Source organism: Achromobacter sp. GD03932 (assembly GCF_029839485.1).
Classification (GTDB): domain Bacteria; phylum Pseudomonadota; class Gammaproteobacteria; order Burkholderiales; family Burkholderiaceae_B; genus Achromobacter; species Achromobacter bronchisepticus_A.
Map to the genome: position 1 here is coordinate 1 of NZ_JAOCAT010000018.1, position 22863 is coordinate 22863.

Annotated in this window: 23 protein-coding genes and 1 other RNA gene; 9 read left to right on the forward strand and 15 right to left on the reverse strand. The window is 64.1% G+C overall.

Going from position 1 to position 22863, the window contains the following annotated elements:
* Positions 1-443: 443 nt before the first annotated feature.
* Entirely contained in the window at positions 444-920 is a 477-nt protein-coding gene (locus N5C88_RS17420; RefSeq protein ID WP_054458545.1) for an Lrp/AsnC family transcriptional regulator, read from the reverse strand.
* 156 nt (positions 921-1076) lie between these two features.
* Between N5C88_RS17420 and hppD the strand changes: the two genes are divergently transcribed.
* A complete protein-coding gene (gene hppD / locus N5C88_RS17425) occupies positions 1077-2189 on the forward strand; it encodes a 4-hydroxyphenylpyruvate dioxygenase (protein WP_059373040.1) in 1113 nt (370 codons plus the stop codon).
* Positions 2190-2271: 82 nt separating this feature from the next.
* On the opposite strand, the gene msrA is transcribed toward hppD, so the two are convergent.
* From msrA to ilvD, 3 genes are all read right to left on the reverse strand, one after another.
* Complete coding sequence (gene msrA, locus N5C88_RS17430) at positions 2272-2826, reverse strand: peptide-methionine (S)-S-oxide reductase MsrA (RefSeq protein WP_059373039.1); 555 nt, start codon at positions 2824-2826, stop codon at positions 2272-2274.
* Between the two features lie 78 nt (positions 2827-2904).
* Complete coding sequence (locus N5C88_RS17435) at positions 2905-3240, reverse strand: c-type cytochrome (protein WP_280015886.1); 336 nt, start codon at positions 3238-3240, stop codon at positions 2905-2907.
* Positions 3224-4909: a dihydroxy-acid dehydratase gene (gene ilvD / locus N5C88_RS17440; protein ID WP_280015887.1), complete on the reverse strand. Its 1686-nt coding sequence runs from the start codon at positions 4907-4909 to the stop codon at positions 3224-3226. The genes N5C88_RS17435 and ilvD overlap by 17 nt, the downstream gene beginning before the upstream one ends.
* 126 nt (positions 4910-5035) lie before the next feature.
* On the opposite strand from ilvD, the gene lgt reads away from it, so the two are divergent.
* Complete coding sequence (gene lgt, locus N5C88_RS17445) at positions 5036-5824, forward strand: prolipoprotein diacylglyceryl transferase (protein ID WP_059373036.1); 789 nt, start codon at positions 5036-5038, stop codon at positions 5822-5824.
* Here the strand turns inward: lgt and N5C88_RS17450 are convergent.
* The 4 genes from N5C88_RS17450 to N5C88_RS17465 all read right to left on the reverse strand — a co-directional run bounded on the left by N5C88_RS17450 (position 5799) and on the right by N5C88_RS17465 (position 7613).
* Complete coding sequence (locus tag N5C88_RS17450; protein WP_118932592.1) at positions 5799-6557, reverse strand: SIMPL domain-containing protein; 759 nt, start codon at positions 6555-6557, stop codon at positions 5799-5801. The genes lgt and N5C88_RS17450 overlap by 26 nt on opposite strands.
* 80 nt (positions 6558-6637) lie before the next feature.
* Positions 6638-6822: non-coding RNA, 6S RNA (gene ssrS / locus N5C88_RS17455), on the reverse strand.
* Between the two features lie 33 nt (positions 6823-6855).
* Positions 6856-7167, reverse strand: coding sequence for a cell division protein ZapA (locus tag N5C88_RS17460; RefSeq protein WP_006388757.1), 312 nt, complete (start codon positions 7165-7167; stop codon positions 6856-6858).
* Entirely contained in the window at positions 7167-7613 is a 447-nt protein-coding gene (locus N5C88_RS17465; protein ID WP_054458532.1) for a hypothetical protein, read from the reverse strand. Before N5C88_RS17465 ends, N5C88_RS17460 begins: the two co-directional genes overlap by 1 nt.
* A 424-nt stretch (positions 7614-8037) precedes the next feature.
* Between N5C88_RS17465 and N5C88_RS17470 the strand changes: the two genes are divergently transcribed.
* From N5C88_RS17470 to N5C88_RS17485, 4 genes are all read left to right on the forward strand, one after another.
* Complete coding sequence (locus N5C88_RS17470) at positions 8038-8502, forward strand: tripartite tricarboxylate transporter TctB family protein (RefSeq protein ID WP_059373032.1); 465 nt, start codon at positions 8038-8040, stop codon at positions 8500-8502.
* Positions 8503-8515: 13 nt separating this feature from the next.
* Complete coding sequence (locus N5C88_RS17475; protein ID WP_054458528.1) at positions 8516-10021, forward strand: tripartite tricarboxylate transporter permease; 1506 nt, start codon at positions 8516-8518, stop codon at positions 10019-10021.
* A gap of 189 nt (positions 10022-10210) precedes the next feature.
* On the forward strand, positions 10211-11815 hold the full coding sequence (locus tag N5C88_RS17480) for a gamma-glutamyltransferase family protein (protein ID WP_280015888.1): 1605 nt from the start codon (positions 10211-10213) through the stop codon (positions 11813-11815).
* 76 nt (positions 11816-11891) lie between these two features.
* Complete coding sequence (locus N5C88_RS17485; protein WP_118932590.1) at positions 11892-12797, forward strand: NAD(P)-dependent oxidoreductase; 906 nt, start codon at positions 11892-11894, stop codon at positions 12795-12797.
* Positions 12798-12863: 66 nt separating this feature from the next.
* Here N5C88_RS17485 and N5C88_RS17490 read toward each other — a convergent pair whose 3' ends face one another.
* Positions 12864-13493, reverse strand: coding sequence for an NAD(P)H-dependent oxidoreductase (locus tag N5C88_RS17490; RefSeq protein ID WP_059373026.1), 630 nt, complete (start codon positions 13491-13493; stop codon positions 12864-12866).
* Between the two features lie 152 nt (positions 13494-13645).
* On the opposite strand from N5C88_RS17490, the gene N5C88_RS17495 reads away from it, so the two are divergent.
* Positions 13646-14581 (forward strand): LysR family transcriptional regulator, encoded by a 936-nt coding sequence (locus N5C88_RS17495; protein WP_059373024.1) that lies wholly within the window; start codon positions 13646-13648, stop codon positions 14579-14581.
* Here the strand turns inward: N5C88_RS17495 and N5C88_RS17500 are convergent.
* The 6 genes from N5C88_RS17500 to N5C88_RS17525 all read right to left on the reverse strand — a co-directional run bounded on the left by N5C88_RS17500 (position 14575) and on the right by N5C88_RS17525 (position 20592).
* A complete protein-coding gene (locus tag N5C88_RS17500) occupies positions 14575-15504 on the reverse strand; it encodes a glyoxylate/hydroxypyruvate reductase A (protein WP_059373023.1) in 930 nt (309 codons plus the stop codon). The two genes, N5C88_RS17495 and N5C88_RS17500, sit on opposite strands and share 7 nt — an antisense overlap.
* 108 nt (positions 15505-15612) lie before the next feature.
* Entirely contained in the window at positions 15613-17142 is a 1530-nt protein-coding gene (locus N5C88_RS17505) for a tripartite tricarboxylate transporter permease (protein ID WP_059373021.1), read from the reverse strand.
* A gap of 6 nt (positions 17143-17148) precedes the next feature.
* Entirely contained in the window at positions 17149-17577 is a 429-nt protein-coding gene (locus N5C88_RS17510; protein WP_118932598.1) for a tripartite tricarboxylate transporter TctB family protein, read from the reverse strand.
* A gap of 242 nt (positions 17578-17819) precedes the next feature.
* Complete coding sequence (locus tag N5C88_RS17515) at positions 17820-19322, reverse strand: sensor histidine kinase (RefSeq protein ID WP_118932597.1); 1503 nt, start codon at positions 19320-19322, stop codon at positions 17820-17822.
* A 30-nt stretch (positions 19323-19352) separates the two neighbouring features.
* Positions 19353-20039 (reverse strand): response regulator, encoded by a 687-nt coding sequence (locus N5C88_RS17520; protein ID WP_008157866.1) that lies wholly within the window; start codon positions 20037-20039, stop codon positions 19353-19355.
* Positions 20020-20592, reverse strand: a complete 573-nt coding sequence (locus N5C88_RS17525; protein WP_042796390.1) for an RNA pyrophosphohydrolase — start codon at positions 20590-20592, stop codon at positions 20020-20022. The genes N5C88_RS17520 and N5C88_RS17525 overlap by 20 nt, the downstream gene beginning before the upstream one ends.
* Positions 20593-20657: 65 nt before the next feature.
* Between N5C88_RS17525 and N5C88_RS17530 the strand changes: the two genes are divergently transcribed.
* Both N5C88_RS17530 and ybgC read left to right on the forward strand, forming a co-directional pair.
* Positions 20658-22385 (forward strand): proline--tRNA ligase, encoded by a 1728-nt coding sequence (locus N5C88_RS17530; protein ID WP_054458515.1) that lies wholly within the window; start codon positions 20658-20660, stop codon positions 22383-22385.
* Positions 22386-22438: 53 nt separating this feature from the next.
* Positions 22439-22861 carry a tol-pal system-associated acyl-CoA thioesterase gene (gene ybgC / locus N5C88_RS17535; protein ID WP_059373015.1) on the forward strand — a complete coding sequence of 141 codons (423 nt, stop codon included), beginning with the start codon at positions 22439-22441 and terminating at the stop codon, positions 22859-22861.
* Positions 22862-22863: the final 2 nt, after the last annotated feature.

A 22863-nucleotide genomic window follows, 5' to 3' on the forward strand; every position in this document is an offset into this window, starting at 1 on the left:
ACCTCATCCTGCAACCCCATCGCCGCCGCTTTCGCTTCAGACCCGAGATCGGTTACCGCCTGGAGGCTAGCGATATAAGGGATAACCCTTAATAAACATCACCAGCCAAGCCCAAGACTATAGCACGATTTTTGCAGATTACGCAACTGGCTTCTGCCTAATTTGTTGCAATCCTTGCAATAACCGCTGGGCAACATCGCTGCTGCCCTGGCGGCAGGCCGGCTTGGTTTCCCTTAGCTAACCCGCGTGCTTGCTTGGCTTCGCGCTTCAAAACTGCCCGAATCGCGAAGGAGCGAGACTATAGCACGGAATTTTGGCGGGATTGCGAAGGTGACACCCTTTTTTTAGAGGTTTTTTTTTGGGGGACGCACTGCTCGTCCAGCACAACCTCACTGCAAACCCCAAAGAGCGGTACCTATATAGAGAGTGGCTGAAGGCCATAGCTAAAGCCGGAGCTCTGTGGTTTCCTTGATCTGCTGAAGGGCGAAGAATGAACGCATGTCTACCACTGCGGGATGGCGCATCAGCGTATCCATGGCGAAGCGGGAGAAATGCGCCAGGTCGGCAACCTGTATCCGCAGCAGGTAGTCCATGTCTCCGGACATGGCGTAGCACTCCACCACCTCCGGCCATAGCTGCACATCGCGGGCGAAGTCGCTCATGGGAGCATGACTGGATCCGCTGTGCTTGTTCAGACGGATGTTTACGTAGGCGAGCAGGCCCAAGCCGACCTTCTTCGCGTCGATCAGGGCGACGTACTTCTTGATGAAGCCTTTCTCTTCCAGCCGGCGGACCCGCCGCAAACAGGGGCTGGGCGACAGCGACACACGGTCGGCCAACTCCTGGTTGCTGAGGCGACCGTCACGCTGCAGTTCGGCCAGAATCCGTATATCTGTCCTATCCAGCTCAATGTCAGACATTTTCAGCCCTTAATATTTTCTATCCGGCAATATTATTGCTCAACTCAATGGCTTTCGCGACATGTTTGCAATTGTCTGCCCGTCGTTCCTTCCTACAATCTCCGTCTAGACTTGAAGAACAAGTCGTCCTTAAAAACGATGCAAGGGAGCAGACTTATGAGCAGCGCTTTCCAACCCTGGGACAACCCGATGGGTACCGCCGGGTTCGAATTCATTGAATATGCCGCGCCGGATCCCGCCGCGCTGCGCAAGGTGTTCGAACTGCTGGGCTTCAAGGCCATCGCCAAGCACCGCCACAAGGACGTGACCCTGTACCGCCAAGGCGGCGTGAACTTCCTGATCAACGCAGAACCGGATTCCTTCGCCCAGCGTTTCGCGCGCCTGCATGGCCCGTCGATCTGTGCGATCGGCTTCCGTGTGCAAGATGCCAACGCCGCCTACAAGCGCGCCCTGGAACTGGGCGCGTGGGGCTTCGATTCGCACAGCGGCCCGATGGAACTGAACATTCCGGCGATCAAGGGCATCGGCGATTCGCTGATCTACCTGGTGGATCGCTGGAGCGGCAAGGACGGCCACGGCGGTATCGGCGACATCAGCATCTATGACGTGGACTTCGTGCCCGTGGATCCGCAAAACGCCCAAGCCGACCTGAATCACCGCGGCGCCGGCCTGACGCTGGTGGACCACCTGACGCACAACGTGCACAAGGGCCGCATGGCCGAGTGGGCCGAGTTCTACGAACGCCTCTTCAATTTCCGCGAAGTGCGCTATTTCGACATCGAAGGCAAGGTGACGGGCGTGAAGTCCAAGGCCATGACCTCGCCTTGCGGCAATATCCGCATTCCGATCAACGAGGAAGGCACGGAAGAGAAAGGCCAGATCCAGGAATACCTGGACCTGTACCGCGGTGAAGGCATCCAGCACATCGCCATGGCCACGGAAGACATCTACGCCACCATCGAGGCGCTGCGCCAAAATGGCGTGGTGTTCCTGGACACGCCCGAAACCTACTACGAGCTGCTGGACCGCCGTCTGCCGAACCACGGCGAAGACGTGGCGCGCCTGCAGAAGAACCGCATCCTATTGGACGGCGCCCCCGGCGGCGGCCTGCTGCTGCAGATTTTCACCGAAAACCAGATCGGCCCGATCTTCTTCGAGATCATCCAGCGCAAGGGCAACGACGGCTTCGGCGAAGGCAACTTCAAGGCCCTGTTCGAGTCGATCGAACTGGATCAGATGCGGCGCGGCGTGGTGAAGACCGTCGAATAAAGACTTCCCCCGCCAGCGCCCGGTGCTCGGGCATCGGCGCTGGCTTTGAAACCTCACCTTGTGGTGAGGTTTTTTTTGCCTGCTACTTTTGCAGCCGGTCCTGAAACTGCTTGCGGAACTTGGCGACCTTGGGCGCGATCACGAATTGGCAATAGCCTTGCTCGGGATGCAGGGCGAAGTAGTTGCTGTGGTAGTCCTCGGCCTGCCAGAACTTCGCGGGCGGCAGCACGTGCGTCACGATGGGCGCATCATAGATTTGCTGGGCATTGACCTCGGCAATGACGGCTTGGGCCTGCTCGCGCTGCGCCTCGTTCTGCCAGAAGATGGCGGATTCGTATTGCGGACCGACGTCATTGCCCTGGCGGCCCGGCGTGGTGGGGTCGTGGGTCGCGAAGAATACGCGCAGCAAGTCGCTGTAGGACAGTTCAGCGGGATCGAACTCGATGCGGGCCACTTCGATGTGTCCCGTGTCCTTGCCGCAGACCTGCTCGTAGCTGGGATTGTCCACATGCCCGCCGCTGTAGCCGGGCAGCACGCTCTTGACCCCGCGCAGCTCGGCGAACACCGCTTCGACGCACCAGAAGCAGCCGCCGCCAAGTACCGCGACCTCATTGCCCGGAGAGGGTTGTTCTGCCATGACGATTCCTTCCTGATAAAGGGCCGCGGAATGCGGCCCGGCGCTCCGGCTTTGTGCTTGGAGCGCGAGAGAACAAGACTACTGCTTGGGGGGAGCCAGCGACAAGATCCATTCGGCGAGCGCGCGGGCGTCGTCCGGGCTGACCTGGGTTTGCGCGGGCATGGGCACGGCGCCCCAGGCGCCGCGGCCGCCGCCGCGGATCTTGCCTGCCAGGTAATCGACCATGGCTTCGCCCTGCCCCGCATAGCGCTCGGCCACGCTCTTGAGCGGCGGGCCGACGCGCTTGGCTTCGACCTGGTGGCAGGCCATACAGGCCTTGTTCTTGGCCAGATCCAACCCGGTGGTTTGCGCTTGCGCCGCCCCCGCGCCCAGGACGCAGGCGGCGGCCAACAACAGACTACTCTTCAAATGCATCGGTAACTGCCCCACGGCTCGCGGTGCTGGCGAGCTTGCCGAACTTGGCAAGCACACCGCGTGTATAACGCGGCCGGGGCTGCACCCAGGCCTGGCGACGAGCCGCCATTTCTTCGTCGCTGATATTGAGCTGCAACAGCAGCTTGTGGGCATCGATGGTAACCGAATCGCCCTCGCGGATCAGCGCAATGGGACCGCCCACGAAAGCCTCTGGCGCGACGTGGCCCACGACCATGCCCCAGGTGCCGCCGGAAAAACGGCCGTCGGTGATCAACCCCACCGTTTCGCCCAGCCCCTGGCCGACCAGCGCGGAGGTGGGCGCGAGCATCTCGCGCATACCAGGGCCGCCTTTGGGTCCTTCGTAGCGGATGACCACCACATCGCCATCGCGGATCTGACGCGCCATGATGGCCGTCATGGCGTCGTCTTCGGAATCGAAGACGCGCGCCGGGCCCGTGATGACGGGATTCTTCAGGCCGGTGATCTTGGCGACACAGCCTTCGGGGGAGAGATTGCCTTTCAGGATGGCGAGATGACCCTGCGGATACAGCGCCCGGTCCAGCGGCATGATGACGTCCTGGTCCGCCCGGGGCGCGTCGGGCACATCAGCCAGGGTCTCGGCGATGGTCTTGCCGGTGATGGTGATGCAGTCGCCGTGCAGGAGACCCGCATTGAGCAGCAGCTTCATGACCTGCGGAATGCCGCCGGCGCGATGCAGGTCGGTCGCGACATATTTGCCGGACGGTTTCAGGTCGCACAGGACAGGGACGCGCTTGCGGATGCGTTCAAAGTCGTCGATGGTCCACGGCACTTCCGCGGCATGCGCGATTGCCAGGAAATGCAGCACGGCGTTGGTGGAGCCGCCCGTGGCCATGATGACGGACACCGCGTTTTCGATGGATTCGCGCGTGATGATGTCGCGCGGGCGCAAGCCCTTCCTGACCGCCTCGACCAGCACGCGCGCAGACTCCGCGGCGGAGGCGACCTTTTCCTCGTCCTCGTTGGCCATGGTGCTGGAGTACGGCAGGCTCATGCCCATGGCTTCGAACGCGGAACTCATGGTGTTGGCGGTGTACATGCCGCCACAGGACCCGGAACCGGGAATCGCGCACTTCTCGATCTGCTTGAAATCTTCTTCGGGCATGCGGCCCATGGTGTATTCGCCCACGGCCTCGAAGACGGAGACGATGGTGAGATCGTTGCCCTTGTAGTGGCCGGGCTTGATGGTGCCGCCATAGACATAGATGCCAGGCACGTTGGTGCGGGCCAGTGCGATCATGCCGCCGGGCATGTTCTTGTCGCAGCCGCCTATCACGACCACGCCGTCCATCCACTGTCCTTGCGCCGCGGTCTCGATGCAGTCGGCGATGACCTCGCGGGAGACCAGCGAGTACTTCATGCCCTCGGTGCCCATGGACATGCCGTCGGAAATGGTGGGCGTGCCGAATACCTGGGGATTGGCCTGCGATGCGCGGATGGCGTCGATGGCCGCATCGGCCAGGCGTTGCAGGCCGCTATTGCAAGGCGTGATCGTCGAATGGCCATTGGCCACGCCGATCATGGGATTTTCGAAGTCGGCTTCCTGATAGCCCAGCGCGTAATACATGGCGCGGTTGGGCGCGCGCGCGACACCGTGGGTGATGTGGCGGGAACGATCGTTGTTCGGCATGGTCTGTCTCCTGTCGGCCGCCGGGGCTCGGACATGGCAACCGCCCCGGGGGAACTGGCTCGCTTGCGCGCGAATCTTCAATGTTCGCCGGTTATTATCATTCAACTTTATTGTGTCGGGCAGAACATGCTGCAATATCCCCAATTTGATCCCGTCGCCCTGCAGATCGGGCCGCTTGCCATCCACTGGTACGGACTGATGTACCTGGTGGGCTTCGCCCTGGTGTACCTGCTGGGACGCCGCCGCATCACCTCCGGCCACACTACGTCACTGAACGTGAAGGATCTGGAAGACCTGATCTTCTATAGCGTGCTGGGCGTGGTGCTGGGCGGACGGCTGGGTTATGTGCTGTTCTACAAGCCCTCTTACTACCTGTCCCATCCGCTGGAAGTGCTGTACCTGTGGCAGGGCGGCATGTCGTTCCATGGCGGGCTGATCGGCGTGATCGTGGTGATGCTGCTGTTCGCCCGCAAGAAGAAGCTGCCGTTCTTCGCGGTCAGCGATTTCATCGCGCCGCTGATTCCGCTGGGGCTGGGTTTTGGCCGCCTGGGCAACTTCATCAATGGCGAACTCTGGGGCCGGCCCACCGATGTGCCGTGGGCCATGGTGTTTCCGGGCAGCGGCGACGGACTGCCGCGCCACCCCTCGCAGCTCTATGAACTGGGCCTGGAAGGCATCGTGCTGTTTGCACTGCTGTGGTGGTTTTCGAGCAAACCGCGCCCGCTGGGCCAGGTGAGCGGGCTCTTCCTGATGGGTTACGGAACGTTCCGCTTCCTGGTGGAATTCACCCGCGAGCCAGACAACTTCCTGGGCCTGCTCGCGGGCGGGTTGAGCATGGGACAGTGGCTGTCCGTGCCGATGGTCGCCCTGGGCGCCATCATGTTCAGCCTTACTGCAAAACGATCGTCCCGTTGACCGCGATGCTGACCGTGACGTTGCCCGCTTCCAGCGGGACGTCCGGGCTATAGCCGCCCGAGGCATCCTTGGCCATGGCCGCGGCGCCCATCATGCGCGGCATCGGCACGGGGCCGCCCGAGCCGCCCAGTTCCAACTTGGACAGGCGGTAGCCCGAGAAACCGAAGGCGTTGGCTGCGGCCAGCGCGCGGTCCTTGAAGGCTTGCGCGGCTTCCTTGAGCAGCTTGCGCTCTTCGGCCTCGCGCACTTCGCGCGACAGCAGGAAGCTGATGTTGGAGATGGCGGTCTTGTCGGACAGCTTGGACGCCAGAGCGGCCGCGGCTTCGAAGTCCTTCGATTCCAGGATCACTTCGCCCTGGCCGCGCCACGAACCGATCTTGCCCTTGCTGGAAGTGTTCGGCCAGACGTTGTAGCCGCCGGTGCGCACTTCCACGCCCTTGGTGTCGCGCGCACGCTTGACCACGTCGTCCAACGCCGCGCTCAGCTTCTTGCCTGCGGCGGGCTGGTCGGGCGCCTCGACTTCGGCGGACAGGGAAATGCGGACCGTGTCCTGCTTGACTTCAGAAGACGCATTGGCCTGCAGAGTCAGTTCCGGGGCGCGGCTGGCCGACGCTTCCGCTGCGGCGGCGGGCGCCTGGGTCTGCGCATGGGCGAGCGGCGCGGCGCTCAGAGCGGCCACGGTTGCGCACGCCGCGCCGAGTTTGGTCAGCGAGAAAACAGGGTGTTTGAACATGGACTGGTCCTAGAGGGAGGACGAAGGGGAGTGGGGAGGCGCCCGAGGCGGACCTGCTCTTATGGCAGGCCCGCTGGGATAGATGCCCCGCCTGTGCCGTCAAGGCCGGCATCTCGAACCCTGAGGTTCAAGGTGGTCGCGTTCCGAAGAGCGTCGGGTTCGTCTACAGGAGACGATCACTCCAGCTCTGCACTCCCGCAACCAATATGCCAAAAGACATAGGTTCAGAGAATGTATGGCCTAGTCACGAACACGGCAGGGACAAACTGAAAATACTTGAATACTGCTTTATGAACTGTCAGAGCAGTTTTTCCTGACCCGACAAGGCGTCATCGAGTACTGCGTTCATGTCCTCGATTCTACGCTTGAAGTCGCCGACCGCCAAACCGCCCAGCGGACCATCGGGCGCTTTCATGGCGAGCAGCTCGCCCGCGACTTGCAGCGCGGCCATCACGGCGATGCGTTCATTGCTGGAGACCTTGCCCGTGCCCTGGATGCGCAGCATCAGTTGGTCCACGTGGCGCACGGCGGCCAGCAGCGTCGGCTTCTCTTCGGCGGAACACGCCAGGGAATAGTCGCGCCCCAGTATGGTGACATCTACGCGTTCCATCAGTGTTGCTCTCCAGACGGTGCGCCCGGCAGGCGGGCCAGCACGGCGTCGATGCGCTCGCGGGCCGATGCGGCGGCCACGCGCAAGCGCTGTAATTCGGTGTCGCGGGTCTGCAAGCTACCCTGCAATTCGGTTTCACGGGCGGAGAAACGCGACTCGAGCGACTGGCGCTCGGAGGTTTCGCGGGCCAGTTGCTCGCGCAGCGCGGCCTCGGCCTGCTGGGCTTGCTCGAGCATGGAGGTGACCGCGCCGTCGTGATCCTGAAGCTTGCTCTGGAGCGTGACGATTTCGGCCTCGCGCTCGGCGGCGCGCTGCTTGAGCACACGCTGCTCAGCTTCGGTTTCGTTCAAGCGTTGGCGCAACGCGTCACGCTCTGCGTGGAGTTGCCGGGTGCGTTGCACCAGTTGCCCTATGCGGGCGGCGAGTTGGTCTAGATCTTGCAGCATGGGCGCTATCGTAAACCATCCTGAGTTGAACGGGGTCTCTTCACGCAAGGTGAGAAACCCGGCAATATTCAGTAGGATTTATCCCTCCCTCATTCGAAAGCTACGCATCCGGCCGATCCTGCTTTCGTCTTTCTTTCTATAAACTTTCACTTAGCTTTCAAAAAGCCCTCAAACTTCCTGACCCGTTACAACTCGGGGTCGGGAGTTCCCGAATTCTAGGGAAAACCCCAGCCTTTCACCGACCTTACAGGGTTTGCAGCGTGGCGGGCGTCCATTACCATTCGCCCTTTCAAGAATCCCAGCCTTACCTTTCATAAGAACAAATGGCACCCCGAAGTGCCTTTTTTGTGCCTGTCACTCGCCTGTCGGCGGGATTGGCCACAGACCTTTTTATCTACATGCTGTAAACAGGAGCCAACCAATCATGCAGCTACGCAATCGACAGGACTTCTGGTCGGGGGTGATGTTCATCGCCCTTGGACTGGGATTCGCCTGGCAGGCCAGCAGCTACCAAATGGGTACTGCCGCCCGAATGGGCCCAGGGTATTTTCCTTTCTGGCTAGGCATAGTTCTGGCATTGCTGGGCGCCATCGTGCTGCTTGGCTCGATGTCCAAGAAGGCGCACGAAACCCACGTCGACAAGTTCGATTGGCGCATCGTGTTCCTGGTGGTCGGATCGGTCGTGCTCTACGGCTTCATCCTCAAACTGCTGGGCATCTACATCTCGGTATTCGTTCTGGTTGTGGTCAGCAGCCTGGCCAGCCATGAGTTCAGCCTGAAGGTCGCCGTCGCCAACGGCATCTTCCTGGTGGTGTTCTCGTATCTGGCATTCGTCAAGGGGCTGGGGCTGATTTTCCCGCTGTGGCCGTCGTTTCTGGGCATGAACTAAGGAGCCTTCGGCCATGGAATTGTTTGACAACCTCATGCTGGGCTTCTCGGTGGCGTTCACGCCCGAGAACCTTGCCTATGCCTTGCTGGGCTGCATCCTGGGCACGCTGATCGGCGTGCTGCCGGGCATCGGCCCTGTCCCGACCATCGCTATGCTGCTGCCGATCACGTACGTGCTGCCCCCGGTGGCCGGCCTGATCATGCTGGCAGGCATCTACTACGGCGCCCAATACGGCGGCTCCACAACGGCAATTCTCGTGGCATTGCCAGGGGAAACGTCCGCGGTGGTGACCGTGCTGGACGGCCACCAGATGGCCCGCAACGGCCGTGCTGGCGCCGCGCTGGCAATCGCCGCGCTGGGTTCGTTCTTCGCAGGCTGCGTGGCCACGCTGCTGCTGGCCGCCTTCGCGCCCCCGCTGGCTGAAGTCGCGTTCAAGTTCGGCCCGGCCGAGTACTTCTCGCTGATGTGCCTGGGCCTGGTCGGCGCCGTGGTGCTGGCTTCGGGTTCGCTGCCCAAGGCCATCGCGATGATCCTGCTGGGTCTGCTGCTGGGCATGGTGGGCACCGACGTGAACTCGGGCGTCGCCCGCTTCGACTTCGGCATCCCCGAACTGCAAGACGGCATCGACTTCGCCATCGTGGCCATGGGCGTGTTCGGCTTCGCCGAAATCATGACCAACCTCGAGCAGAAGGAAAACCGCGTCGACATCACCGACAAGATCGGCTCGCTGTATCCCAACAAGCAGGAATTCAAGGAAGCCGCCCCCGCTGTGCTGCGCGGCACGGCTCTGGGTTCGGCCCTGGGCATCCTGCCTGGCGGTGGCGCCGTGTTGTCGTCGTTCGCTTCCTACACGCTGGAAAAGAAGATCTCGCGCAATCCGGAACGCTTCGGCAAGGGCCACCCGGCCGGCCTGGCTGGCCCGGAATCGGCGAACAACGCCGCTGCCCAGACCTCGTTCATCCCGCTGCTGACCCTGGGCATCCCGGGTAACGCCGTGATGGCGCTGATGGTCGGCGCGATGACCATCCACAACATCCAGCCCGGCCCGCAAGTCATGACGAGCCACCCGGAGCTGTTCTGGGGCCTGATCGCCTCGATGTGGATCGGCAACCTGATGCTGGTGGTGCTGAACCTGCCGCTGATCGGCCTGTGGGTCAAGCTGCTGAAAGTACCCTACCGCATCCTGTTCCCGGCGATTCTGGTCTTCTGCACGATCGGCGTGTACTCGTTGAACTACAACACGTTCGACATCTTCACCACCGCCATCTTCGGCATCATCGGCTACGTGTGGTCCAAGCTGAAGTGCGAAGGCGCACCGCTGCTGCTGGGCCTGGTGCTGGGCCCCATGATGGAAGAGAACTTCCGTCGCGCCCTGCTGCTGTCGCGCGGCGACTTCACGACCTTCGTGACGCGTCCGCTGTCGGCCTCGCTGCTGGCCGTCGCCGTCTTCCTGGTGATCCTGGTGGCCCTGCCGGCGATCCGCAAGAAGCGCGAAGAGACCTTCGTCGAAGAAGACTAAAGCGCAGCCTGCCGCCTCGCTGCGGCAGTCCCGCCCTGAAAACCCCCGGGTTCCGCCTCGGGGGTTTTTCTTTGCGCGCACGGTATTCGGTCCGATAGACGCTACCAATCAATACAACTCAATACGGGTTATGTTCAAACGCAGTTCGCGTACGTTAAGCTAGGGGTTTACCCCACGCGATGATTCGAGATGAATTTCAACTGGAACAACCCCTATCCCACCACCCGGCACCCAGTGTTCGCACGCAACGTGGTTGCCACCTCGCAGCCGCTGGCCGCCCAGGCAGGCTTGCGGATCCTGGCGCAAGGCGGCAACGCCGTCGACGCGGCGATCGCCGCGGCCGCCACGCTGGCCCTGACGGAGCCGGTCAGCAACGGGCTGGGATCGGATTGTTTCGCCATCGTCTGGGACGGCTCGAAGTTGCATGGCCTGAATGCCTCGGGTACGGCGCCGGCAGCCTGGAACATGGATTACTTCCGGCGCAAGCACCAGGGCGCCATCCCGACGCGCGGCTGGGACAGCGTGACGGTGCCTGGCTGCGTGGCGGGCTGGGCCGCCCTGCATGAAAGGCTGGGCCGGTTGTCCTTTGCCGATGTGCTGGCGCCCGCCATCGAATATGCCGAGCGCGGCTTTGCCGTGTCGCCCATCGTGCAGGAAAAGTGGGCGGCGCAGGCCGACCTCCTGCAGCCGCAGCCAGGCTTTGCCGAGCATTTCCTGCCACGCGGCCGCGCACCGCAGGTCGGCGAGCACTTCTTGCTGCAAGGCGCGGCCGCCACGCTCAAGCGCATTGCGGCCAGCGGCGGCCGTGACTTCTACGAAGGCGAGACCGCCCACAAGCTGGTGGCGCATGCCCAGGCCCACGACGCCGCGCTGACGCTGGCGGATCTGCGCGATTACGCGCCGCAGTGGGTGGCGCCGATCAGCCAAGCCTACCGCGGCCACACGCTGCATCAGATTCCGCCCAACGGCCAGGGCATCGCCGCCCTGATCGCCCTGGGCATCCTGCAGAACTTCGACGTGGCGGCCCGTCCGGTGGATCACCCCGCAACCCAGCACCTGCTGATCGAGGCGATGAAGCTGGCGTTTGCCGATGTCTACGCGCACGTGGCCGACGCGCAGCACATGCAGGTCACGCCCGAACAGATGCTGGCCGCGGACTATCTGGCGCAGCGGGCGCGCCTGATCGACCCCAATGCGGCGCAGGCCCACGCCAGCGGCCACGCGCCGCGCGGCGGCACGGTCTACCTGACGGCCGCGGACAAGTGCGGCATGATGGTCAGCTTCATCCAGTCGAACTACATGGGCTTCGGCTCCGGCGTGGTGGTCCCAGGCACCGGCGTCAGCCTGCAGAACCGCGGCCATTGCTTCAGCACCGACCCTGGCCACCCCAATGCGGTGGCGGGCGGCAAGCGCCCCTTCCACACCATCATCCCGGGCTTCCTGATGCGCAATGGCGCACCCGTCATGAGTTTTGGGGTCATGGGGGGCAATATGCAGCCTCAGGGGCAGGTGCAGACGCTGGTGCGGATGCTGGACTACGGCCAGCAGCCGCAGGCCGCCTGCGACGCGCCTCGCTGGAAATGGAACCATGGGCTGTCGCTGGACGCGGAGGCCGGCCTGCCCGCGGCCGTCGCCGAGGGGCTGCGCGCCCGCGGCCACGTGCTCGAAAGCATGGCGGATCCCTACATGGACTTCGGCTCGGGACAGTTCATCTGGCGCCTGGGCGACCCGGCGGTGGACGGGTATGTCAGCGCCAGCGACAGCCGGCGCGATGGACTCGCCGCGGGCTTTTGATTGCGTTAAGGTTAGGGCCTGTTTACTGGCGCCAGCGCCCCTGATGGCCCCAATCACATAAAGCGGAGTCCCCTGCATGGCAACGATCGGTACCAAGAGCTACGACGCTGTCGTACCCCAGAAAGTCACTTTCCTCGGTTTGGGCGTGATGGGCCTGCCCATGGCCGGCCATCTGGCGCGTGCGGGACATGACGTCACGGTCTACAACCGCTCGCCGGCCAAGGCCCAGGCCTGGGTCGCCGAGTTCGGCGGCAAGAGCGCAGCCACGCCGCGCGAAGCCGTGGCCGGCGCGCAGATCGTGTTCGCCTGCGTCGGCAATGACGACGACCTGCGCAGCGTGGTGCTGGGTCCCGACGGCGCGTTCGCCGGCATGACGCCAGGCGCGGTCTTCGTCGACCACACCACCGCGTCCGCCGACGTGGCGCGCGAACTCTACGCGCAGGCCAAGGACCTGGGCCTGAATTTCGTCGACGCGCCGGTGTCGGGCGGGCAGGCCGGCGCGGTCAACGGCGTGCTGACCATCATGTGCGGCGGTGAACAAGCCGTGTTCGATGCGATCAAGCCCGTGGCGCAGAGCTTCGGCCGCGCGGTCACGCTGGTGGGTCCGCCCGGAGCCGGCCAACTGGCCAAGATGGTCAACCAGATCTGCATCGCAGGCGTGGTGCAGGGTCTGTCCGAGGCGATCGCCTTCGGCCAGGCTGCCGATCTGGACATGAAGCTGGTGCTGGACGTGATCAGCAAGGGCGCCGCGCAGAGCTGGCAAATGGAGAACCGCGGCGGCACCATGGTCGACGACAAGTTCGACTTCGGCTTCGCGGTGGACTGGATGCGCAAGGATCTGGGCCTGGTGCTGGCCGAAGCCCGCCACAATGGCGCGCGCCTGCCCCTGACGGCCCTGGTGGACCAGTTCTATGGCGACGTGCAGAAGCTGGGCGGCGGCCGCTGGGACACCTCCAGCCTGATCAAGCGCCTGCGCGACTGAGCCCTGCCCTTGCGGCAAGAAAAAAGGCGAACCGCGAGGCTCGCCTTTTGCTTTGGACGCCTGCGCTTACGCGGCCAGGCTGTCCTGCTGCGCGGCGGGCAGCAGCGCGTCGATGCGCTGCTTGGCCTGCGCCATGCCTTCCAGCGCTGCCACTTCGCCCATGGCCATGCCTTCGGCGGCGATGAAGGTGACGTCGGTCATGCCCAGGAAGGCCAGCATCTGGCGCAGGTAAGGCGTCATCGTGTCCGAAGGCGTGCCTTCGGCCTTGCCGCCGCGAGCGGTCAGCACGAACACCTGCTTGCCCTTGACCAGGCCTTCGGGCACGCCTTCGGGGGTATAGCGGAAGGTGACGCCGGCGCGGGCGAGATGATCGAGATAGCTCTTGAACTGGGCGGGCATGTTGAAGTTGTAGACCGGAACGGCGAAGACCACGCGATCGGCCTCCATCAATTCGGCTACCAGTGCATCGCTCATCTCAACCAGGCGTTGCTGGTCCACGCTGCGGGCATCGGCCGGGGTGAACAGCGCGCCAGCGGTGTTTCCGTCGAAGTACGGGATGGGCTGGGCGCCGATGTCGCGAACCTTGATGGCCGCGGCCGGATTAGACGCCTTGACGCGGTTGATCAGGTGATCGGCCAATTGCTTGCTGTTGGAACGATCGCCGAGAATAGAGGAAAGGATAACCAGGGTCTTCATTGCAAATTTCTCCAGTGAGGGCCCGCTCGCTGCGGGCGGTCAGGATCCGTAGGCTTTGATCAGATCCCGAGTGCATGGCGTCACTGTAGACGGGTTAATTGTTCACATAAATCCGGTTATGATGAACTATTCGTTCCAGGAATAGAACAATCATGCAAGATCTCAACGACCTCTACTACTTTTCCCAGGTAGTCGAACAGGGGGGCTTCAGCGCCGCGGCCAGGGTGTTGGACATCCCGAAATCCCGCTTGTCGCGCCGGATCTCGCACCTGGAGGAAAGCCTGGGCGTGCGTCTTTTGCAGCGCACGACGCGGCGCTTGCGCCTGACCTCGGCCGGCGAGCGTTATCTGCACTATTGCCGCGAAATGGCCGCATCGGCGCGCGCCGCCGACGACGCCATGCGGCAACTGCAGGCCGAGCCCACCGGCCCCGTGATCGTGAGCTGCCCCGTGTCCATCGCGCAGGACGTGCTGTCGCCGCTGTTGCCCGAATTCCTGGACGCCTGGCCCGCCGTGTCGGTGCAGTTGCTGGTGACCAACCGCCGCGTGGACCTGATCCGCGAGGGCGTGGACCTGGCCCTGCGCGTGCGCACCAAGCTGGATACCGACGCCGAACTGGTCGTGCGCCACTTCGGCACGGCGCGCGGCACGCTGGTCGCCAGCCCCAGCTATCTGCAGCGCCATGGCACGCCCGACAGCCCGCAGGATCTCGCCACGCACACCACGCTGAGCTTCAGCGATCCGCAAAACGAAGTGCGCTGGCCGCTACGCAACGACAAGGGTGAAGAGGTGCACGTGGAATTGAAGCCGCAGCTGTCATGCAACGACTTCATCGTGCTGACCGAGGCCGCGGTGCGCGGCCGCGGCATCGCCCTGCTGCCCTCGATCGCCACGCATGAACAGCTGCGGCGCGGCCAGCTGGTGCAGGTTCTGCCGCAATGGCAGTCGCCCGAGGGCATCGTGCATTGCATCTATCCGTCGCGGCGGGGCATGATGCCCGCCGTGCGCGCCCTGCTCGATTTCCTGTCGGAGCGCCTGCCCGCGATGTATCAGCGGCTGGAAAAGGCTCCGCTGCCGCCGGCTCAGTAGCCGCGCGAGCGGTCCACCACGCCGGTGATGGCTTCGCCGCGCTGCAGCTGCGCGACCTTGCCCGCGATCTGGCGGATGCTCTCGTCGCGCAAGGTGCGCGCCGCGATGTGCGGCGTCACATGCACGCGCGCATCGCGCCAGAACGCGTGGTCCTTGGGCAAGGGCTCGGTGTGGAAGACGTCCAGCGTGGCGCCGTCGATCTCGCCTTCTTCGAGCATCTGCACCAGATCGTCCTCGACCAGATGCTCGCCCCGGCCGACGTTGACCAGATGCGCATGCGGCAGCAGTTGCGACAGCGTTTCGCGGTTGAGGATGCCGACCGTGTCCGGCGTGAGCGGCAGCACGTTCACCAGGAAGCGCGTGCGGGCCAGGAACGCCGGCAAGGCGGCCGCTCCCGCAAAGGTTTCGACGCCGGGAATCTCGCGCGGCGTGCGCGACCAACCCGCCACGGGGTAGCCGAATTCGGCCAGGGTCTGAGCGACCCTGGCGCCTACCTGCCCCAGGCCCAGCACGCCCACCGGCCAGTCCGCCTGCCGCGAACCTTCACGGGTGTCCCAATGCTGCCGCGCCTGCGCATGGTCGAACGCTTCGAAATCGCGCGAGACGCGCAGCAGCGCATACAGCGCGTATTCCGCCATCTGCACCGACATGCCCGCGTCTTCCAGGCGGACGATGCGCACCTGCGGCGGAATCTCGGGCATCTTCAGCAAGGCGTCGACGCCCGCGCCCAGATTGAACAGCGTGGTCAGGCCGGTTTCGTGCTTGAAGAGTTCGGCCGGCGGACGCCACACCAGCGCCGCCTGCGCGCCCGAGGGCGGGCCGTCCGGATTCCACACGGAAATGCGGCATCCGGGCATGGCGGCTTCCAGCAGCGGAACCCAGGCGGCGGGATCATGGTGGGGACAGGCAAAGAGTATGTGCATGGTGGCTCTGTGTGCAGGCTCGGGAAGCCTCAAGCATGAGGGATGCCGCCGCACAAATCAAACGGCCCGGCATATGGCCGGGCCGCGTGCAGACAAACGGAAAAGCGCTCAGGCCGCCTGCGGCACCTCGGGCTTGCCTTTGCCCTTGTTCTTGTTGCGGCGCAGGAAGGCCCACACCTGCAGGAACACCAGCAAGGCGCTCGCGCCGATGAACCACGCGCTGATCGGGCGCTCCACGAACACCGCCAGATCACCGCGGGACAGCAGCAACGCGCGGCGGAAGTTCTCTTCGACCATGGGGCCAAGCACGAAGCCGAGCAGGATGGGCGCGACCGAGAATTCCAGCGTCATGAGGATGGCGCCGATCACACCGAAAGCCAGCACCTCCCAAATCTGGAAGAGACTGTTCTGGGTGCTGAACACCCCCACCGCGATGAAGAACAGCGCCGACGGGAACAGGTAGCGGTACGGCACCTGCAGCAACTTCACCCACACGCCGATCAGCGGCACGTTCAGCACCATGAGCAGCACGTTACCCACCCAGAAGCTGGCGATCAGGCCCCAGAAGATGTCCGGATGCTCGGTGATCAGCTGCGGGCCGGGCTGGATGCCCTGGATCAGCAGCGCGCCCAGGATCAGCGCCATCACGGCGTCGCCGGGGATGCCCAGACTCATCGTGGGGATGAAGTCGACCTGCGTCTTGGAGTGCGAGGACGCTTCCGGCGACGCCACGCCGGCGATCATGCCGGTGCCGAACTTCTCGGGCGTCTTGGAGATCTTGCGCTCCAGCGCATAGGCCACGAAGGTGGTGATGGTGGGGCCGGTGCCGGGCATGGCGCCGAACAGCGTGCCTACCGCCGTGCCGCGCACCATGGGCCAGAACGCGGTCTTGAGTTCCTGCTTGCTGGGCCGCATGTCGCGCAGGCGCAGCTTGGCGCCGCTGCCGATGATGGTCATGCGGTTGACGCTCATGAGGAAGTCGGCCACGCCGAACAGGCCCATGGAAATCGCCACCAGTTCCAGGCCGTCGGACAGGTCCAGCAGCCCGAACGAAAAGCGGATGGTGCCGGTATTCACGTCCGTGCCCACCACGCCGCACATCAGGCCGAACAAGGTCATCGCCACGCCCTTGAGCGGCGAGCCGCGCGACATCGTGGCGCCGGCCAAGAGGCCCAACAGCATGATCGAAAAGATCTCGGTGGGACCGAACTTGAACGCCACTTCAACCAGCAGCGGCGACGCGAAGATCATGACGATGATCCCCACCGACGCGGCGAAGAACGAACAGATCATCGTGATGCCGAGCGCGGTTCCGCCCTTGCCCTGTTTGGTCAGCGGATAGCCGTCCAGGCAGGTGACCGCGTGCGGCGGATGCGAAGGCAGGTTGAGCAGGATCGCGCCGATGGCGCCGCCGTACTGCGAACCGTAGAAGATGCCGGCCAGCATCAGGATGGCGGGCACCGGATGCATTACGTAGGTCAGCGGCAGCAGAATGGAAATGGCCGACAGCGCGCCCATGCCGGGCAGCACGCCGATGAGGTTGCCCACCAGCACGCCGAAGAACGACCACATCAGGTTGTGCCACTGGAAGGCGACGCCGAAGCCGTACCAGAGGTCCATCAAAGATTGAGAAATCATGGCGCTTCAACCCCAGCGAAACAGCGGAAGCTGCAACTGCAACGCCCACCAGAAGACGACGACCGCGATGACGGTCATGGCGATCGACAGCAGCAGAGCCTGCTTGATCGTGTTGTTGCGGTCGCCCAGCGCCGAAATGAACACGATGGCGAACGTGGCGGGCAGCAAGCCGCCGTAGTGGCCCAGCAGCAGGAAGGCCAGGATGCCCAGCAGGATGCAGGCGCCGCCGCGGAAATCGGGCAGGCCGTGGCCATGGCCGTCGCCGGGCGGCGGCGCGGACGACTCGCCCGAACGCGCCGAGATGGCGATCAGCACGCCGGTCAGCGCCAGCAGGCCGCCGAGCGCCGCCGGGAAAAATCCGGGGCCCATGTGGCTCAGGGTGCCGATGTGATAGTCGGTGCCGCCGTAAATCGCCCCCAGCCCAATGAGGACCATCAGCGCTCCGCCGTAATAGTCCTTTCTATTGATTGTCTTTTGCACTTCATCCTCCTTCGTAGTGCGGCCGCACGCCTCGCCGGGATACACGCTCGAACGAGCGCCGCCCGGTGCCTGACGACAGGTCCGGACGCAGATTACGGAAGGAAGCTGCTAATCCGCTTTCTATGCGCTGTCGTGCTCCTGAATCCGGGGGTTATCCCTGAACGGAAGCCGCACATGAATGCGGAAATGCGGAGAAGTTACTGATCGCCCTTGAGCTCGACATCGAGCGGACGAGGATATTGCGAGACGATGGCCGCTAGCGGCAGCCACAGCACGGAAGCCAGGCCGACGCCACCTTGCGCGTTCGGTTCGCCGTCGCGCAATTCGATGTCGCCATCGTTGCGGCGTGCGTAAGCGCGGGCGATCGCCAGCCCCAGGCCCGAGCCCGACGAGGCGACCGGCTTGTCCGTGCCGACCCGCTCGAAACGCGCGAAGGCGCGCTGGCGCAGTATCGGGTCCAGCCCCGGCCCGTTGTCGGAAACGGCAACCTCGGCGCGGTTGTCGCGGCAGCAGACCGACACGGTGATGCGCGCGCCAGCAGGCGCGTAGTGGATGGCGTTGTGCACCAGGTTCGACAAGGCTTCGTGCAGTTCGGCCTCGTTGCCCGACACCGGCGCGGGGGTTTCCTGACCCTCTTCGGAACCCGCCTGCACCCAGCCCAGGTCCTGCTGCTTTTCATGCGCCAGCGGCAGGTACTGCAGCACCACCTCGCGCGACACGGCGTTCATGTCCAGCAGTTGCCTTGGCAACTGGTCGGCCTGGTTGGCGTGAGCCAGCGACAGCAGCTGTTCAGTCAGGCGGCGCGTGCGGCCCAGCTGGTCGACGATGCCGCGCAGGCCCTCCTGCGCCCGGGCCGGATCGCGTTCGCGCAGCGCGTACTGCGCCTGCGTCAGCATGATGGCCAGCGGCGTGCGCAATTGATGCGAAGCATCGGCCAGGAACTGCGACTGCTCGTCGAGGACGCGGCGGTAGCGGGCGATATGGTGATTGACCGCATCGACCAGCGGCGCCACTTCGCTGGGCACGCGCGAGGCGTCCAGCGGCGTCAGGTCATCGGGGCGGCGCGCGCGGATATCGTTGCGCAGCCGGCGCAGCGGCTTCAACGCCCACGACACGCCCCACCACACCAGCAGCGCGACCAGCGCCAGCATGCGCGTGTCGCGCAGGATTTCCTGGCGCCGGGCGTTGTTCTCGGCCTCGATGCGCTTGCCTGTGCTTTCGGCCACCACGACCAGCACCTGGCGGTGCTGCCCCTGGTAGTACAGGTCGCGCACCACCGCGACGACGCGCACGGGATCGTTGCGATAGACGCTGTCGTAGAAAACGGGCTGGCTGTTGGAACGCGGCCAGGCAGGCGGACGCGGCATTTCCGGCATGCCGAGCAAGGTCTTGCCCGGCTCGGTGGGGACGGCGGCTCCGTCCGGCAGCGGCGGATCGATCTCTTCGATGCGGAAATACTTGCGCAGGCCCGCGCGGGACTCGAGCATCACCTGCGCGTACAGCGGCGTAGCGACCTGCAGGTTGCCGTCAGGCGTGAATTCCAGGCTGCTTTCCAGCACCCGGGCAGGCTCGACCAGGGCGCTGTCGTAGGCTTCGTTGGTGATCTCGGCCAGCGTGCGGTAGTCGTTCACGCTGTCCACGACCAGCAGCACGATCACGCCCGGCAGCAGCAGAATGATCAGCAGCGCGCGGATGCCCACGCGCGGCAGCTCGGATAGCCGCAGCCTCACTCAGGATTCCGCGGACTCGCTGGCGACGCTTTCCAGCATGTAGCCCAGCCCGCGCACGGTGACGATGCGCACGTCGCTGCCGGCCAGCTTCTTGCGCAGCCGATGCAGCACCACCTCGATGGCGTCGGGATTGGCTTCGCTATCGTGCGTGAACACCTTGCCGAACAGCTGGGACTTGTCCACCGGATAGCCGCTGCGGGTAAGCAAGGCGGCCAGGGCGGCATGCTCGCGCGGCGTCAGGAACAGCAGCGAGCCGTCCAGGGTGAAGGCGCGGCTTTCGCTGTCGTAGGACAGCGAGCCGCATTGCAGGCGCGGATGCTGGCGGCCGCGGCTGCGGCGCACCAGCGCCGTCAGGCGCGCTTCCAGTTCCTCGAGCGCGAAGGGCTTGGTGAGGAAGTCGTCCGCGCCCAGGTTCAGGCCGCGCACGCGGTCCTGCAGAGCGCCTTGGGCAGTCAACAGCAGCACAGGGGTGCGGTCGTCGCGGTTGCGCATTTCGCGCAGCACCACCAGCCCGTGCTTGTCGGGCAGGCGCAGGTCCATGACGATGGCGTCGTATTCGGTACCGGCCATGAAGGCTTCGGCGGTGCGGGCGTCGGCCGCGTGGTCCGGCACGAACCCGCTCTGGGCGAGCGCGCGCATCAACCAGGACGCCATGTCCCGTTCGTCTTCAACCAACAATATGCGCATGACCGTCCGTTCCTTCAGGCAGATTCTCTGCTGCCCGTTGCCCGTGCACCCGCTGGCGCAAGTAGCGGGTTTCGTGATGGCGCCGGAAGAGGATAGCCGACAGCTCGTTCAGCGCCTGGGTGTAGACATCGCGCTTGAACTCGATCACGGCATCCAGGGGCACCCAATACTGGCTCCAGCGCCAGGCATCGAATTCCGGATGCTGCGTCGCGCGCAAGCACACGTCACTGTCACGTCCTACCAGGCGCAACAAGAACCAAATCTGTTTTTGTCCTTTATAGTGGCCACGCCACTCACGCCGGACGAAGTGATCGGGCACGTTATAACGTAACCAATCGCGTGTACGCCCCAAAATACGGACATGCTCGGGCTTCAAGCCCACCTCTTCATGGAGTTCGCGATACATGGCCTGCACCGGGCTTTCGCCATACTTGATGCCGCCTTGGGGGAACTGCCAGGCATGTTCCCTGATACGCTTGCCCCAAAAGACCTCGTTTCTACCGTTGACGAGAATGATGCCGACATTGGGGCGGTAGCCTTCGCGGTCAAGCATGGGCCACCCCCACCGAATTCAATACAATTACGATCGATTATACGTATCTGCAGCCACCTTTAAACATGCGCGCATCCAACTACCACATCAACACCCTCAAAGAAGCCCCTTCCGAAGCCGAAGTCGCCAGCCATCAGCTGATGACCCGGGCAGGGATGATCCGCAAGCTCGCGGGCGGCATCTACACCTACATGCCCCTGGGGCTGAAAGTCATCCGCAAGGTCGAGGCCATCGTCCGCGAAGAAATGAATGCCGCGGGTGCGATCGAGCTGCTGATGCCGGTGGTGCAGCCGGCCGAGCTCTGGCAGGAATCGGGCCGCTGGGAGCAATACGGCGCCGAGCTGCTGCGCATCAAGGACCGGCACCAGCGCGATTTCGTGCTGCAGCCCACGTCCGAGGAAGTCATCACGGACATCGCGCGCAACGAAATCCACAGCTATCGCCAGCTGCCGGTGAACTTCTATCACATCCAGACCAAGTTCCGGGACGAGCGCCGCCCGCGCTTCGGCCTGATGCGCGGCCGCGAATTCACCATGAAGGACGCCTATTCCTTCGACCGCGACGAAGCCGGCGCTCAGGCCAGCTACGACACCATGTTCAACGCCTACATGCGCATTTTCGGCCGCCTGGGTCTGGAATTCCGCGCCGTGGCCGCTGACACGGGCTCGATCGGCGGCACCCGCAGCCACGAATTCCAGGTGATCGCCGACACCGGCGAAGACCTGCTGGTCTACAACGCCGATTCGGACTACGCCGCCAACATGGAGCTGGCCGAGGCCCCCGGCCTGTACCCGACCCGCGCCGAGCCCGCCCAGGCCATGGCCGAAGTGCCCACGCCGGGCGCCGCCAAATGCGAAGACGTGGCCAAGCTGCTGGGCCTGCCGCTGGAGCGCACGATCAAGTCCATCGTGCTGGCCACCGACGGCGAGAAAGGCGCCGACATCTGGCTGCTGCTGCTGCGCGGCGACCACGAACTCAACGAAATCAAGGCCGGCAAGCTGCCCGGCCTGGCCGGCTTCCGCTTCGCCACGGAAACCGAGATCGTCGAAACCTTCGGCTGCAAGCCCGGCTACCTGGGCCCGGTCAAGACCGTCCGTCCCGTGCACGTCATTGCCGACCGCACCGTGGCCAACATGGCCGATTTCGTCTGCGGCGCGAACAAGGAAGATTTCCACATCCAGGGCGTGAACTGGGGCCGTGACCTGCCCGAGCCCGAGCTGGTGGCGGACCTGCGCAACGTAGTCGCCGGCGACCCCTCGCCGGACGGCAAGGGCACCCTGTCGATCCAGCGCGGCATCGAAGTCGGCCACGTGTTCTACCTGGGCAAGAAGTACTCGGAAGCCCTCAAGGCCACCTTCCTGGACGAAACCGGCAAGCCCGCCGTCCTGGAAATGGGCTGCTACGGTATCGGCGTGACCCGCATCGTGGGCGCGGCCATCGAGCAGAACCACGATGCCCGCGGCATCATCTGGCCGCGCGCGATCGCCCCCTTCGAAGTGGTAATCTGCCCGGTCGGCTGGGGCAAAAGTGAAACCGTGCGTGACACCGCGCAAAAGCTCTACGAATCCCTCCTGGCGCGCGGCGTGGACGTCATCCTGGACGACCGCGATGCCCGCCCGGGCGTGATGTTTGCTGAATGGGAGCTGATCGGCGCGCCGCTGCGTGTAACAGTTGGAGAACGCGGCCTGAACGATGGTGTGGTGGAATTGCAGGCCCGTCGGGAAACCGAAGCGGCCAAGATTCCGGTAGAGTCCGCGCTTGAAGCCGTGCTGACGAAACTCGACACGCTGTAAACCTTATAGTAACTACGGACTTTCCGCGTCCCGACTGCCCTTTTCTATCCATCGTGACCGATCCGAAGTCCGCCGAATCCGTCCTGCAGGTCCGTGTCTACTACGAAGACACGGATGCAGGCGGAGTGGTTTTCTACGCCAACTACTTGAAATTCCTGGAACGCGCACGCACCGAGTGGCTGCGCAATCTGGGGGTCAACCAGTCCAACCTGGCGGCCAGCGAACAACGTCTATTCGTTGTCCGCTCCCTGGACATGTCCTACCGCAAGCCGGCCAGGCTGGACGATTTACTTACCATACGCAGCCGGATCACACGACTCGGCCGCGCTTCGATACACTTCGCGCAACGCGCGGAACGCGACGGGGAACTGCTTGCCGACGGCAACATCCAAGTCTGCTGCGTCGATGCCATTCACATGCGGCCGGCGGAGTTGCCGGCTGACGTTCGCGCCAAACTGGAATTCATTCAGGAATAACC